Origin of the sequence: Dokdonia donghaensis DSW-1, assembly GCF_001653755.1 — a bacterium.
Taxonomy (GTDB): Bacteria; Bacteroidota; Bacteroidia; order Flavobacteriales; family Flavobacteriaceae; genus Dokdonia; species Dokdonia donghaensis.
In genome coordinates, this window is record NZ_CP015125.1 from 972172 (window position 1) to 989309 (window position 17138).

A 17138-nucleotide genomic window follows, 5' to 3' on the forward strand; every position below is an offset into this window, starting at 1 on the left:
AAAATATAACAAAATGTAGGATTAAACTTGTTAATATAACTTACTATGACTGATAAAATACTGTTAAAAATAGCTTAAAAACAGAAATTTTTCCTAATTCGTTGATGGCGAGTTACTTGTATAAAATTGATTTAAGTTTATTTTTTTGTTAATTTTATTTAGAAACTAATTTGATCAATTTCTGTTAATGCCTTTGTTTACGTATCTTTCGGGGCGTTAAGAATTTTTTTTGACCTTTTTTAAAATGTTAAATTTTGTTAAATAAAATATACTGTTTTTTGTGTGATTTTTTTTTGACAAAAAATTTATCTGTGTATTTTGTCGATAAAAATGATTGTTTCATCAGAAAATATGCTAATTGTTTGGTTGGTAAAATTCATTATATCTCCGTAATCTAAATTTGTTTTGGTTTTAAATTACACCCTCTTAATTGATAATCAAATCCGAAAGCTTGTCTTTCATTTTTAATAGTTTATGAAAAAAGTTACTCTTGATCAAGTTTCAAAAAGTTTAAAATACTTTCTGATTCCTGTTTGTGTATTTCTGTTTTGTCAAAATATACAAGCACAATCTACACCTAGATCGTGTGATGATGATCCTACGGTTTTAAATTCGGCAAATTTTGACGGTTCTAATGCCACAGTTGAATTTGAAGCTGGACAACCAAATGTTGTGGATGAAAATGATGTTTTTAGATTTAATGATGTTGCGCCAGGAATAGATTGTTTAATTACAGTAAGTGCATTCGTAAATGGGGCTTCAATTAGCAATATTGAGAATCTTGATGCGTCATCAACAATAATTGGAGGTTTTGACAGAGCTTTTCAGCCAGTGCTTGAGGGTGACCCAGGTGTGAACGGCCAAGAAGTAGAGTTTGAATTAACTTTTGTTCAAGCAGATACAAATATTAACCAAACTGTTTCTATTTATCTTACAGCTTTAGATTTAGATAGTAATCAGCCAGGAGACGTAGAAAGAGTTAAGTTAGAACTCCCTGATGCCTACTATACAAATGGGCCTAATTCCGAACTTAATATTACGCAAACGCCTACTCAAATTATAGGTGAATCTAATGGTTCTGGAATAGTAAATGGAATAAATGTTGATGACTCATACTCATTCACAGGCTATTATAATTCTTTTTCTTCTATAAGGTATACTATCAGTAAAGATGGTTATAATGGTGGTTTTGGTTTTGAGGATAGGCAGTTTTCTTTGTTGTTTGAAGACGTTGCATATGGTCCTGAAGAAGCGGTTTTAATTACTGAGCCTATTATTTGTGGTCAAGTATTTGTTGATAATATACCACGACAAGGTGTTACTATTAATCTCACTGGAGATTCTAATCAGAGTACCATCACAGATGTAAATGGACAATATAGTTTTACGGTTTCTGATAATGGTAACTTTACAATAACAGAGGTGGATCCTTCTGGAGTTACGTCAATCAGTGATGTCGATGGAGCAAACGATAATGTAATAAACACCTCTATAACAAGTTTCGAATCATCTCAAGAGAATGATTTCTTTGATACAATTACTATTTCTATTGGCGATGTAACAGTTACAGAAGGGGATAATGGAACTACCGTAGTAGCAAACTTTCCGATAACTTTAAGTGCTCCGGCAGATATTGACACTGTTGTTACAGTCGTTGTTTCTGAAGGTTCTGGTACTCTAGGAGATAATGATTATATAGCACCAACAGTATTAACAGTAACGATTCCTGCTGGTCAAACAAGTGGTTCCTTTCCGGTAACCGTTGTGGGGGATGATACGGTTGAATCTAATGAGAATTTCACTGTTGAAATAGTAAATATTTCTTCAGGAACCATAGATCCTGCTGCCACAACAGGAACTGGAACAATTACCAATGACGACGCTACTGTAGTAAGCATCGGCGATGTAACAATAACAGAAGGAAATGATGGAACTACTGTGGTAGCTGAATTCCCAGTAACCTTAAGTGCTCCTGCCGATACAGATACAGTAGTAACTTTCACTGTTGCTGATGGAACAGGAACGGTTGGTGATGCAGATTATGTAGCACCAACAGAGTTAACCGTAACAATCCCTGCTGGAGAGACGAGTGCTGTATTCCCAGTAACGGTAAATGGTGATGATGTTGTAGAATCAGATGAAGAATTTGAAGTAACGATTACTAATACTACTAATGGTACGATTGATCCTGCTGCCACAACAGGAACTGGAACAATTACCAATGACGACGCTACTGTAGTAAGCATCGGCGATGTAACAGTAACAGAAGGAAATGATGGAACTACTGTGGTAGCTGAATTCCCAGTAACCTTAAGTGCTCCTGCCGATACAGATACAGTAGTAACCTTCACTGTTGCTGATGGAACAGGAACGGTTGGTGATGCAGATTATGTAGCACCAACAGAGTTAACTGTAACAATCCCTGCTGGAGAGACGAGTGCTGTATTCCCAGTAACGGTAAATGGTGATGATGTTGTAGAATCAGATGAAGAATTTGAAGTAACGATTACTAATACTACTAATGGTACGATTGATCCTGCTGCCACAACCGGAACTGGAACAATTACCAATGACGATGCTACTGTAGTAAGCATCGGCGATGTAACAGTAACAGAAGGAAATGACGGAACTACTGTGGTAGCTGAATTCCCAGTAACCTTAAGTGCTCCTGCCGATACAGATACAGTAGTAACCTTCACTGTTGCTGATGGAACAGGAACGGTTGGTGATGCAGATTATGTAGCACCAACAGAGTTAACTGTAACAATCCCTGCTGGAGAGACGAGTGCTGTATTCCCAGTAACGGTAAATGGCGATGATGTCGTAGAATTAGATGAAGAATTTGAAGTAACGATTACTAATACTACTAATGGTACGATTGATCCTGCTGCCACAACAGGAACTGGAACAATTACCAATGACGACGCTACTGTAGTAAGCATCGGCGATGTAACAGTAACAGAAGGAAATGACGGCACTACTGTGGTAGCTGAATTCCCAGTAACCTTAAGTGCTCCTGCCGATACAGATACAGTAGTAACCTTCACTGTTGCTGATGGAACAGGAACGGTTGGTGATGCAGATTATGTAGCACCAACAGAGTTAACTGTAACAATCCCTGCTGGAGAGACGAGTGCTGTATTCCCAGTAACGGTAAATGGTGATGATGTTGTAGAATCAGATGAAGAATTTGAAGTAACGATTACTAATACTACTAATGGTACGATTGATCCTGCTGCCATAACCGGAACTGGAACAATTACCAATGACGATTCAACAACCGTTACTATCGAAGATGTAATTGTAGACGAAGATGCTGGAACGGCAACGGTTCCTGTAACTTTAAGTAACCCAAGTGATGAGGATACTGTTATTGAAATAGTAACAACAACGGGTACAGCTGGAGAGGATGATTATGAAGAAACAATTGTAACGGTAACTATTCCTGCAGGAGAGACTGAAGGAGAAGTTATAGTTCCAATTACAGAAGACACGACAGATGAAGAAGATGAAATCTTCACAGTAGACGGAACGGTAACAAGTGGTAATACAGACAATACAGATCCTAGCGGAACGGTAACTATTATCGATAACGATGATGCTCCAACGGTGACAATCGAAGATGTAGTAGTAAATGAAGATGCTGGTACAGCGACAATTCCTGTAACCTTAAGTAACCCAAGTGATGAGGATACTGTTATTGAGATAGTAACGACAACGGGTACTGCTGGTGAAGACGATTACGAAGAGACTATTGTAACGGTAACTATTCCTGCAGGAGAGACTGAAGGAGAAGTTATAGTTCCAATTACAGAAGACACGACAGATGAAGAAGATGAAATCTTCACAGTAGACGGAACGGTAACAAGTGGCAACACTGACAATACAGATCCTAGCGGAACGGTAACTATTATCGATAACGATGATGCTCCAACCGTTACTATCGAAGATGTAATTGTAGACGAAGATGCTGGAACGGTAACGGTTCCTGTAACCTTAAGTAACCCAAGCGATGAGGATACTGTTATTGAGATAGTAACGACAACGGGTACTGCTGGTGAGGATGATTACGAAGAGACTATTGTAACGGTAACTATTCCTGCAGGAGAGACTGAAGGAGAAGTTATAGTTCCAATTACAGAAGACACGACAGATGAAGAAGATGAAATCTTCACAGTAGACGGAACGGTAACAAGTGGTAATACTGACAATACAGATCCTAGTGGAACGGTAACTATTATCGATAACGATGATGCTCCAACCGTTACTATCGAAGATGTAATTGTAGACGAAGATGCTGGAACGGTAACGGTTCCTGTAACCTTAAGTAACCCAAGCGATGAGGATACTGTTATTGAGATAGTAACGACAACGGGTACAGCTGGAGAGGATGATTATGAAGAAACAATTGTAACGGTAACTATTCCTGCAGGAGAGACTGAAGGAGAAGTTATAGTTCCAATTACAGAAGACACGACAGATGAAGAAGATGAAATCTTCACAGTAGACGGAACGGTAACAAGTGGTAATACAGACAATACAGATCCTAGCGGAACGGTAACTATTATCGATAACGATGATGCTCCAACGGTGACAATCGAAGATGTAGTAGTAAATGAAGATGCTGGTACAGCGACAATTCCTGTAACCTTAAGTAACCCAAGTGATGAGGATACTGTTATTGAGATAGTAACGACAACGGGTACAGCTGGAGAGGATGATTATGAAGAAACAATTGTAACGGTAACCATCCCTGCAGGAGAGACTGAAGGAGAAGTTATAGTTCCAATTACAGAAGACACGACAGATGAAGAAGATGAGATTTTCACAGTAGACGGAACGGTAACAAGTGGTAATACAGACAATACAGATCCTAGTGGAACGGTAACTATTATCGATAACGATGATGCTCCAACCGTTACTATCGAAGATGTAATTGTAGACGAAGATGCTGGAACGGTAACGGTTCCTGTAACCTTAAGTAACCCAAGCGATGAGGATACTGTTATTGAGATAGTAACGACAACGGGTACTGCTGGTGAGGATGATTACGAAGAGACTATTGTAACGGTAACTATTCCTGCAGGAGAGACTGAAGGAGAAGTTATAGTTCCAATTACAGAAGACACGACAGATGAAGAAGATGAAATCTTCACAGTAGACGGAACGGTAACAAGTGGTAATACTGACAATACAGATCCTAGTGGAACGGTAACTATTATCGATAACGATGATGCTCCAACCGTTACTATCGAAGATGTAATTGTAAATGAAGATGCTGGAACGGCAACGGTTCCTGTAACCTTAAGTAACCCAAGTGATGAGGATACTGTTATTGAAATAGTAACAACAACGGGTACAGCTGGAGAGGATGATTACGAAGAAACAATTGTAACGGTAACTATTCCTGCAGGAGAGACTGAAGGAGAAGTTATAGTTCCAATTACAGAAGACACGACAGATGAAGAAGATGAGATTTTCACAGTAGACGGAACGGTAACAAGTGGTAATACTGATAATACAGATCCTAGCGGAACGGTAACTATTATCGATAACGATGATGCTCCAACCGTGACTATCGAAGATGTAATTGTAGACGAAGATGCTGGGACGGTAACGGTTCCTGTAACCTTAAGTAACCCAAGTGATGAGGATACTGTTATTGAAATAGTAACAACAACGGGTACAGCTGGAGAGGATGATTACGAAGAAACAATTGTAACGGTAACTATTCCTGCAGGAGAGACTGAAGGAGAAGTTATAGTTCCAATTACAGAAGACACGACAGATGAAGAAGATGAAATCTTCACAGTAGACGGAACGGTAACAAGTGGTAATACTGACAATACAGATCCTAGTGGAACGGTAACTATTATCGATAACGATGATGCTCCAACCGTTACTATCGAAGATGTAATTGTAAATGAAGATGCTGGAACGGCAACGGTTCCTGTAACCTTAAGTAACCCAAGTGATGAGGATACTGTTATTGAAATAGTAACAACAACGGGTACAGCTGGAGAGGATGATTACGAAGAAACAATTGTAACGGTAACTATTCCTGCAGGAGAGACTGAAGGAGAAGTTATAGTTCCAATTACAGAAGACACGACAGATGAAGAAGATGAGATTTTCACAGTAGACGGAACGGTAACAAGTGGTAATACTGATAATACAGATCCTAGCGGAACGGTAACTATTATCGATAACGATGATGCTCCAACCGTGACTATCGAAGATGTAATTGTAGACGAAGATGCTGGGACGGTAACGGTTCCTGTAACCTTAAGTAACCCAAGTGATGAGGATACTGTTATTGAAATAGTAACAACAACGGGTACAGCTGGAGAGGATGATTACGAAGAAACAATTGTAACGGTAACTATTCCTGCAGGAGAGACTGAAGGAGAAGTTATAGTTCCAATTACAGAAGACACGACAGATGAAGAGGATGAGATTTTCACAGTAGACGGAACGGTAACAAGTGGCAACACTGACAATACAGATCCTAGCGGAACGGTAACTATTATCGATAACGATGATGCTCCAACCGTTACTATCGAAGATGTAATTGTAGATGAAGATGCTGGGACGGTAACGGTTCCTGTAACCTTAAGTAACCCAAGTGATGAGGATACTGTTATTGAGATAGTAACGACAACGGGTACTGCTGGTGAGGATGATTACGAAGAAACAATTGTAACGGTAACCATCCCTGCAGGAGAGACTGAAGGAGAAGTTATAGTTCCAATTACAGAAGACACGACAGATGAAGAAGATGAGATTTTCACAGTAGACGGAACGGTAACAAGTGGTAATACTGATAATACAGATCCTAGCGGAACGGTAACTATTATCGATAACGATGATGCTCCAACCGTGACTATCGAAGATGTAATTGTAGACGAAGATGCTGGGACGGTAACGGTTCCTGTAACCTTAAGTAACCCAAGTGATGAGGATACTGTTATTGAAATAGTAACAACAACGGGTACAGCTGGAGAGGATGATTACGAAGAAACAATTGTAACGGTAACTATTCCTGCAGGAGAGACTGAAGGAGAAGTTATAGTTCCAATTACAGAAGACACGACAGATGAAGAGGATGAGATTTTCACAGTAGACGGAACGGTAACAAGTGGCAACACTGACAATACAGATCCTAGCGGAACGGTAACTATTATCGATAACGATGATGCTCCAACCGTTACTATCGAAGATGTAATTGTAGATGAAGATGCTGGGACGGTAACGGTTCCTGTAACCTTAAGTAACCCAAGTGATGAGGATACTGTTATTGAGATAGTAACGACAACGGGTACTGCTGGTGAGGATGATTACGAAGAAACAATTGTAACGGTAACCATCCCTGCAGGAGAGACTGAAGGAGAAGTTATAGTTCCAATTACAGAAGACACGACCGATGAAGAAGATGAGATTTTCACAGTAGACGGAACGGTAACAAGTGGTAATACAGACAATACAGATCCTAGCGGAACGGTAACTATTATCGATAACGATGATGCTCCAACCGTTACTATCGAAGATGTAATTGTAGATGAAGATGCTGGGACGGTAACGGTTCCTGTAACCTTAAGTAACCCAAGTGATGAGGATACTGTTATTGAGATAGTAACGACAACGGGTACTGCTGGTGAGGATGATTACGAAGAAACAATTGTAACGGTAACTATTCCTGCAGGAGAGACTGAAGGAGAAGTTATAGTTCCAATTACAGAAGACACGACAGATGAAGAAGATGAAATCTTCACAGTAGACGGAACGGTAACAAGTGGTAACACAGATAATGATACCGCTCAAGGCGAAATTACAATTGTAGATAATGATGATGCGCCTACAGTGACAATCGAAGATGTAATTGTAGACGAAGATGCTGGAACGGTAACGGTTCCTGTAACCTTAAGTAACCCAAGCGATGAGGATACTGTTATTGAAATAGTAACAACAACGGGTACAGCTGGTGAGGATGATTATGAAGAAACAATTGTAACGGTAACCATTCCTGCAGGAGAGACTGAAGGAGAAGTTATAGTTCCAATTACAGAAGACACGACAGATGAAGAAGATGAAATCTTCACAGTAGACGGAACGGTAACAAGTGGCAACACTGACAATACAGATCCTAGCGGAACGGTAACTATTATCGATAATGATGATGCTCCAACCGTTACTATCGAAGATGTAATTGTAGACGAAGATGCTGGAACGGTAACGGTTCCTGTAACCTTAAGTAACCCAAGCGATGAGGATACTGTTATTGAGATAGTAACGACAACGGGTACTGCTGGTGAGGATGATTACGAAGAGACTATTGTAACGGTAACTATTCCTGCAGGAGAGACTGAAGGAGAAGTTATAGTTCCAATTACAGAAGACACGACAGATGAAGAAGATGAAATCTTCACAGTAGACGGAACGGTAACAAGTGGTAATACTGACAATACAGATCCTAGTGGAACGGTAACTATTATCGATAACGATGATGCTCCAACCGTTACTATCGAAGATGTAATTGTAGACGAAGATGCTGGAACGGTAACGGTTCCTGTAACCTTAAGTAACCCAAGCGATGAGGATACTGTTATTGAGATAGTAACGACAACGGGTACTGCTGGTGAAGACGATTACGAAGAGACTATTGTAACGGTAACTATTCCTGCAGGAGAGACTGAAGGAGAAGTTATAGTTCCAATTACAGAAGACACGACAGATGAAGAAGATGAAATCTTCACAGTAGACGGAACGGTAACAAGTGGCAACACTGACAATACAGATCCTAGCGGAACGGTAACTATTATCGATAACGATGATGCTCCAACCGTTACTATCGAAGATGTAATTGTAGACGAAGATGCTGGAACGGTAACGGTTCCTGTAACCTTAAGTAACCCAAGCGATGAGGATACTGTTATTGAGATAGTAACGACAACGGGTACAGCTGGAGAGGATGATTATGAAGAAACAATTGTAACGGTAACCATCCCTGCAGGAGAGACTGAAGGAGAAGTTATAGTTCCAATTACAGAAGACACGACAGATGAAGAAGATGAGATTTTCACAGTAGACGGAACGGTAACAAGTGGTAATACAGACAATACAGATCCTAGCGGAACGGTAACTATTATCGATAACGATGATGCTCCAACCGTGACTATCGAAGATGTAGTAGTAAATGAAGATGCTGGAACGGCAACGGTTCCTGTAACCTTAAGTAACCCAAGCGATGAGGATACTGTTATTGAAATAGTAACAACAACGGGTACAGCTGGAGAGGATGATTATGAAGAAACAATTGTAACGGTAACCATCCCTGCAGGAGAGACTGAAGGAGAAGTTATAGTTCCAATTACAGAAGACACGACAGATGAAGAAGATGAAATCTTCACAGTAGACGGAACGGTAACAAGTGGTAATACTGATAATACAGATCCTAGTGGAACGGTAACTATTATCGATAACGATGATGCTCCAACGGTGACAATCGAAGATGTAGTAGTAAATGAAGATGCTGGAACGGCAACGGTTCCTGTAACCTTAAGTAACCCAAGCGATGAGGATACTGTTATTGAAATAGTAACAACAACGGGTACAGCTGGAGAGGATGATTACGAAGAAACAATTGTAACGGTAACCATTCCTGCAGGAGAGACTGAAGGAGAAGTTATAGTTCCAATTACAGAAGACACGACCGATGAAGAAGATGAAATCTTCACAGTAGACGGAACGGTAACAAGTGGTAATACTGATAATACAGATCCTAGTGGAACAGTAACGATTATCGATAATGATGATGCTCCAACGGTGACAATCGAAGATGTAGTAGTAAATGAAGATGCTGGTACAGCGACAATTCCTGTAACCTTAAGTAACCCAAGTGATGAAGATACGGTTATCGAGATTGTAACGACAACGGGTACTGCTGGCGAAGACGATTACGAAGAAACAATTGTAACAGTAACGATTCCTGCTGGAGAGACTGAAGGAGAAGTTGTGATTCCAATTGAAGATGATGAACTTGATGAAGAGAATGAAATCTTCACAGTAGACGGAACGGTAACAAGTGGTAATACTGATAATACAGATCCGAGTGGAACAGTAACCATTATTGATAACGATGGTGCTCCTACAGTGACAATCGAAGATGTAGTAGTAAATGAAGATGCTGGTACAGCGACAATTCCTGTAACCTTAAGTAACCCAAGCGATGAGGATACGGTTATCGAGATTGTAACGACAACGGGTACTGCTGGCGAAGACGATTACGAAGAGACCATTGTAACAGTAACGATTCCTGCTGGAGAAACTGAAGGAGAAGTTGTGATTCCAATTGAAGATGATGAACTTGATGAAGAGAATGAAATCTTCACTGTAGACGGAACCGTAACAAGTGGTAATACTGATAATACAGATCCGAGTGGAACAGTAACCATTATTGATAACGATGGTGCTCCAACGGTGACAATCGAAGATGTAGTAGTAAATGAAGATGCTGGTACAGCGACAATTCCTGTAACCTTAAGTAACCCAAGTGATGAAGATACGGTTATCGAGATTGTAACGACAACGGGAACTGCTGGCGAAGATGATTACGAAGAAACAATTGTAACGGTAACCATTCCTGCGGGAGAGACTGAAGGAGAAGTTATAGTTCCAATTACAGAAGACACGACAGATGAAGAGGATGAGATTTTCACAGTAGACGGAACGGTAACAAGTGGTAATACTGATAATACAGATCCTAGTGGAACAGTAACCATTATCGATAACGATGATGCTCCAACGGTGACAATTGAAGATGTTGTTGTAGATGAAGATGCTGGGACGGCGACAATTCCTGTAACCTTAAGTAATCCAAGTGATGAAGACACAGTTATAGAAATAGTAACTACGACTGGTACTGCTGGCGAAGACGATTATGAAGAGACGATTGTAATCGTAACGATTCCTGCAGGAGAGACTGAAGGAGAAGTTGTAATTCCTATCGAGGATGATGAGCTTGATGAAGAGGATGAAATCTTCACTGTAAATGGAACGGTAACAAGTAGTAACACAGATAATGATACCGCTCAAGGCGAAATTACAATTGTAGATAATGATGATGCGCCTATAGTGACTATCGAAGATGTGATAGTAGATGAAGATGCTAGTACAGTAACCATTCCTGTAACCTTAAGTAACCCAAGTGATGAGGATACTGTTATTGAGATAGTAACTACAACGGGTACAGCTGGAGAGGATGATTATGAAGAAACAATTGTAACGGTAATAATCCCTGCAGGAGAAACTACGGGTGAGGTTGTGATTCCTATTGAAGATGATGAACTTGATGAGGGTGATGAAATCTTTACAGTAGACGGAACGGTAACAAGTGATAACACTGCCAATACAGATCCTAGTGGAACAGTAACCATTACCGATAATGATGGTGCTCCAACCGTTACTATCGAAGATGTAATTGTAGATGAAGATGCTGGTACAGTAACCATTCCTGTAACCTTAAGTAACCCTAGTGATGAAGATACTGTTATTGAGATAGTAACTACTACTGGTACTGCTGGAGAGGATGATTATGAAGAGACTATTGTAACGGTGATCATTCCTGCAGGAGAGACTGAAGGAGAAGTAATTGTTCCAATTACTGAAGACACGACCGATGAAGAAGATGAAATCTTCACAGTAGACGGAACGGTAACAAGTGGTAACACTGATAATACAGATCCTAGCGGAACGGTAACTATTATCGATAATGACGATGCGCCTACAGTGACTATCGAAGATGTAATTGTAGACGAAGATGCTGGTACAGTAACCATTCCTGTAACCCTAAGTAATCCAAGTGATGAAGATACTGTTATAGAGATAGTAACTACGACTGGTACAGCTGGGGAGGATGATTATGAAGAAACAATTGTAACGGTAATAATCCCTGCTGGAGAGACAGAAGGAGAAGTTGTAATTCCTATCGAAAATGATGATATTGATGAGGATAATGAGATTTTCATAGTAAATGGAACCGTAACAAGTGGTAATACAGATAATGATACCGCTCAAGGCGAAATTACAATTGTAGATAATGATGATGCACCTACAGTGACTATCGAAGATGTGATTGTAGATGAAGATGCTGGTACAGTAACCATCCCTGTGACCTTAAGTAACCCAAGTGATGAAGATACGGTTATAGAGATTGTAACAACAACGGGTACTGCTGGAGAGGATGATTATGAAGAAACTATTGTAACCGTAATAATCCCTGCTGGAGAAACTACGGGAGAAGTTGTGATTCCTATTGAAGATGATGAGATTGATGAGGAAGATGAAATCTTCACAGTAGACGGAACGGTGACTAGTGGTAATACAGATAATACAGATCCAAGTGGAACGGTGACTATTGTAGATAATGATATAACAGGAAATCTTGATTTATCAAAATCTAGTGAGACTGTTGACCTTAACGAAAACGGTGTTATTGATGCAGGAGACCAAATAAACTATACACTAACGGTAACTAATACTGGTTCAGTAGACCTTAGTGATGTAGTTGTTTCTGATGAAATGATTACTCTAGAAGAAAATACAGTAGCATTGCTTGTAGTGGGTGATAGTGTTGTATTCACAGGTACTTATACAATCACACAAGACGATATTGATATAGGAGAAGTTATAAATATTGCTTTTGCAGAAGGAATCGATCCTCTTGGAGATGTTGTAGTAGATCAGTCTGATGACCCAATGGATACTACAGATGTAGATACAGATGGAGATGGAGACGGAGAAGACCCTACTGTAACTATAATTGATCAATTACCTGGTCTTAATATCACAAAAACGGCTTCTTATCAGGACTTTAATGCAGATGGGTTTGCAAATGCTGGTGACCAGATTATTTATACTTTCGTAGTAATGAACACTGGAAACGTCACTTTAACGGATGTTCACGTAGATGACCCGATGGTTATCGTTGCAGGTGACCCGGTAACATTACTTCCTGGTGAAAATGCTACTTTTACAGCGGTTTATATAATTACCGAAGAGGATGTAGCCAATGGAGAGATTGTAAACGTTGCAACAGCAGTAGCCTTAGCACCGTTTGGGATTGAAGTGATAGATGTTTCTGATGATCCAGAAGATCCAACAACAGATGTTGATGATCCAACTGTTACAGTGTTGAGTCAAACAGCGGGTCTTATTGTAAATAATGGTATATCAATAGGTCAAGATGGACGTAATGATAGCTTTAGAATACAAGGACTTGAGAATTTCCCTGATAATACCTTAACCATATTTAACAGATGGGGTATTGAGGTGTACACTGCAGAGCGTTATGGTGTAGATGGCAATGAATTCAGAGGTTTATCTAACGGTAGAACAACTATAAGCCAAGATGATTATTTACCTGTAGGGACCTACTATTGGATTTTAGAATATGTAAATGCAGTAGGAGATACAGTTAATGAATCAGGATACTTATATATAACACGATAAAAGATGTTAAATCGCCGGTAGTTTTTAAAACAGCCGGTGATTTTAATTAAATGATTTATGAAAAAGGTAGTTTCAGTTTTTGGATTCTTATTGATTTTAGCGCTTGGTACAACGTCCGTTTCTGCGCAGCAAGATCCTCAGTATACGCAGTATATGTATAATACCGTAGCTATTAACCCAGCATATGCTGGTAATAGAGGTGTAACTAGTATTGTAGGATTACATAGAAGTCAATGGGTAGGACTCGATGGAGCCCCAAGAACACAAAGTTTAAGTATTCATTCTCCGATTGGAGAAGGTAAAGTAGGTTTAGGGCTATCTATTGTAAATGATGCCTTAGGCCCATCACAAGAGACTTACGTTGGTGCAGATTTTAGTTATACAATCAACACTTCAGAAAATGGGAAACTTAGCTTTGGACTAAAAGCTGGAGGACATATCCTAGATGTAGATTTTACTAAGCTTACGCTTTTTGATGTAACAGATCCAAGGTTTTCTCAAAATATAGATAATAAGCTTTCTCCTATAATAGGTGCAGGACTGTATTATCACACAGAAAATTTTTATGCAGGTGTAAGTGTTCCTAACCTTATAGAGACCGAGCACTTTGATTTAAGTAATAACTCATCAAGTGTAATAGCTAGAGAGCGTATACATTATTATGGTATTATGGGTTATACTTTTGATATAAGTGATCAACTTAAATTTAAGCCTAGTACACTTGTAAAAATGGTTGCTGGAGCTCCATTGCAAGTAGATCTTACAGCAAACTTCTTAGTGATGGAAAAATTACACTTAGGAGCGGCATATAGATGGAGTGCAGCACTTAGTGGCCTGGTAGGTTTCCAAGTTTCAGACAGTATGTTAATAGGTCTTGCCTACGATAGAGAGAGTACAGATTTAGGTGATACCTTTTATAACGATGGTAGCTTTGAAGTATTTTTACGATTTGAGCTATTTAATGAGTATGATAGAATGTTAACCCCTAGATTCTTTTAATAAGTTATTTTTGACTTATTCAAACTTACAATTATGATGATTAAAACGATTAATATTTGTTTATGTATCCTTTTCTTAGGAACAGTAGGACTTTATGCCCAAGAAGGTAAAATAGATAGAGCAGATAAGAAGTTTGACCAATACGCATTTGTAGATGCACGTAAAATTTATCTCGAAGTAGCAGACAAAGGATATGAGTCTGCAGATTTATTCCAGAAAATTGCAGATAGTTATTACTTCAATGCTGGTTATGCAGATGCTCAAGTTTGGTATGAGAAGTTAATATCAACCTTTCCAGATGAGATAAAGCCAGAGTACTACTTTAGGTACTCACAAACATTACGTGCCTTAAAAAATTATGATAAGGCAGATGATATGATGGCTACTTTTAATAAACTTAACGGAGATGATGTTAGAGCGGTACTTTTTGAAGCAGAGCCTAATTACTTGAAGAACATAGATTACAAAAAAAGCACATACACTGTGCAGGATATACGTAGTATCAATTCGCGCTACTCAGATTTTGCACCTACTGAGTATGAAGGTAAACTCATTTTTGCTTCTTCGAGAGATACAGGAGGTGTCTCAAAAAAAATACATAAATGGAATAATGAACCATTTTTAGACCTTTATGAAACTAAGGTAGGAGAGCAGACAGAAAGCTACAGTAAGCCGAAAAATTATAGTAGAGAACTCAACTCAAAATTTCACGAAAGTACTACCACCTTTACAAAGGATGGTCAAACTGTATACTTCACACGTAACAATTATAATAAAGGAACGTATAAGAAGTCTAAGGAAGGAACTAATAAACTTAAGATTTATAAATCACGTAAAAAGAATGGTCGCTGGAGCACACCAGTAGAAATGCCTTTTAATAGTGATGAGTACTCTACGGCACACCCAGCATTAAATGAAGATAATACAAAGCTGTATTTTGCATCAGATATGCCAGGTACACTAGGTTTGTCAGATATTTGGGTAGTAAATGTAGATAGTACAGATGTGGTAAGTGAGCCAGTAAACTTAGGAAGACCTATTAATACAGAAGGAAGAGAGACTTTTCCATTTTTAAGTGACAACGGAGTGCTTTACTTTTCGTCAGACGGGCATCCAGGTCTCGGAGGTCTTGATGTATTTGCTACAGCACCAGATGCAAGTGGTAATGCTCAAGATGTTATAGATAATATAGGAGAGCCTATTAATAGTTCTTATGACGACTTTACATTTATTGTAAACGAGGATACTAAAGTGGGTTATTTTGCCTCAAACCGTAAACAAGGAGTAGGTAGTGATGATATCTATAAATTTACAAAAGAAGAAATACCTTGTGAGATTGAGCTTGTAGGGGTTGTAACAGATAAAGATTCTGGAGAACCTATTCCAGAGGCAACAGTTACACTTCTGGATTATGAAGGAAACGTTGTTACTACAGTGGAGACAACAGCCAGCGGATATTATGCCTTTGATAACTCTTACTGTGATACACAATACATTATACGAGGAGCAAAAGAGACTTATAGTGGAGCAGAGGCAATCACAAAGACACCAGATGTTTCTGGCACGGTGACTAATGACCTTGAGTTATCCCTATTACAAAAACCTATTAAAGTAGGTGATGACCTTGCAAAAATACTTGAGCTCAACCCTATCTATTTTGATTTTGATAGATTTAATATTCGTCCAGATGCAGCCTTAGAGCTAGAAAAAGTACTTGCAGTTATGCGTGAGTATCCTAATATGGTTATAGATGTACGTTCTCATACAGATAGTAGAGGTAATGATTCGTATAACTTAAGTCTGTCAGACAAGCGAGCAAAATCTACTGTAAACTATATCATTGCAGAGGGAATCTCTTCATCTAGAATCTCAGGTAGAGGATACGGAGAGACACAACTTACTAATGAATGTTCTAACGGAGTACAATGTTCTGAAGAAGCACACCAGCTTAACAGACGCTCGGAGTTTATTGTAATAAGCAACTAGAAGTAGGTTACTACTTATATTTAAAACCCCTTTTCATACGGAAAGGGGTTTTTTTATGCTTTCGCGAAAGCGCACTCATACCTTTATTCATACTATCCCAAAGAGAAAATTACATCTTTGTGCTCAATAACTTGTAGAACATACAAAACTAAGAATACCATCGTGACCACAGCTTTTATAAATGTAGAAGCTATAAAGCCTATAAAGGAGCCTAGCGCTGCTTTAAGTGCAACCTGAGTACTTGTGTTGTTAAAGGTGAGTTCGCCTATAAAAGCACCCACGAACGCCCCTATAAGGAAGCCCAAGGGTATGGGGCTAAGTAATCCCACAATAAGACCTATGGTAGTGCCTATGGCACCTGCTCTACTACCGCCATATCGCTTAGTACCCATCGCAGGGATGATATAATCGAGTATGGTAATGGCAACAGCCACAGCTAGCGTGATACCTAAAAATGTCCAGTCTTGCGGTACAGCATCTGTTAGGTGAAGGGTTAATAACCCTAGCCAACTTAAAGGCGGTCCAGGTATAACCGGTAAAAAACTACCCACAAACCCAGCTATAACCAGCAGTAGCCCTACAAAAACCAAAAAAAGATCTACATAATTCATCACTTATAAGACGTTAAAATTTTATAATGTTACATT

4 protein-coding genes are annotated in these 17138 nt (G+C 39.2%); 3 read left to right on the top strand and 1 reads right to left on the bottom strand.

What is annotated here, in order from left to right; genetic code table 11:
* The first annotated feature begins 474 nt into the window (after nucleotides 1–474).
* The 3 genes from I597_RS14875 to I597_RS04295 are packed head-to-tail and all read left to right on the top strand — an operon-like array spanning nucleotide 475 to nucleotide 16491.
* Nucleotides 475–13506, top strand: a complete 13032-nt coding sequence (locus I597_RS14875) for a Calx-beta domain-containing protein (protein WP_064497405.1) — start codon at nucleotides 475–477, stop codon at nucleotides 13504–13506.
* 57 nt (nucleotides 13507–13563) lie between these two features.
* Nucleotides 13564–14505: a PorP/SprF family type IX secretion system membrane protein gene (locus tag I597_RS04290; protein ID WP_035326781.1), complete on the top strand. Its 942-nt coding sequence runs from the start codon at nucleotides 13564–13566 to the stop codon at nucleotides 14503–14505.
* A gap of 36 nt (nucleotides 14506–14541) precedes the next feature.
* Nucleotides 14542–16491, top strand: coding sequence for an OmpA family protein (locus tag I597_RS04295; protein ID WP_035328968.1), 1950 nt, complete (start codon nucleotides 14542–14544; stop codon nucleotides 16489–16491).
* Nucleotides 16492–16583: 92 nt separating this feature from the next.
* On the opposite strand, the gene I597_RS04300 is transcribed toward I597_RS04295, so the two are convergent.
* The gene (locus tag I597_RS04300; protein WP_035326785.1) at nucleotides 16584–17102 is read right to left on the bottom strand and encodes a DUF456 domain-containing protein; all 519 of its coding nucleotides are present in this window, start codon (nucleotides 17100–17102) and stop codon (nucleotides 16584–16586) included.
* Nucleotides 17103–17138: the final 36 nt, after the last annotated feature.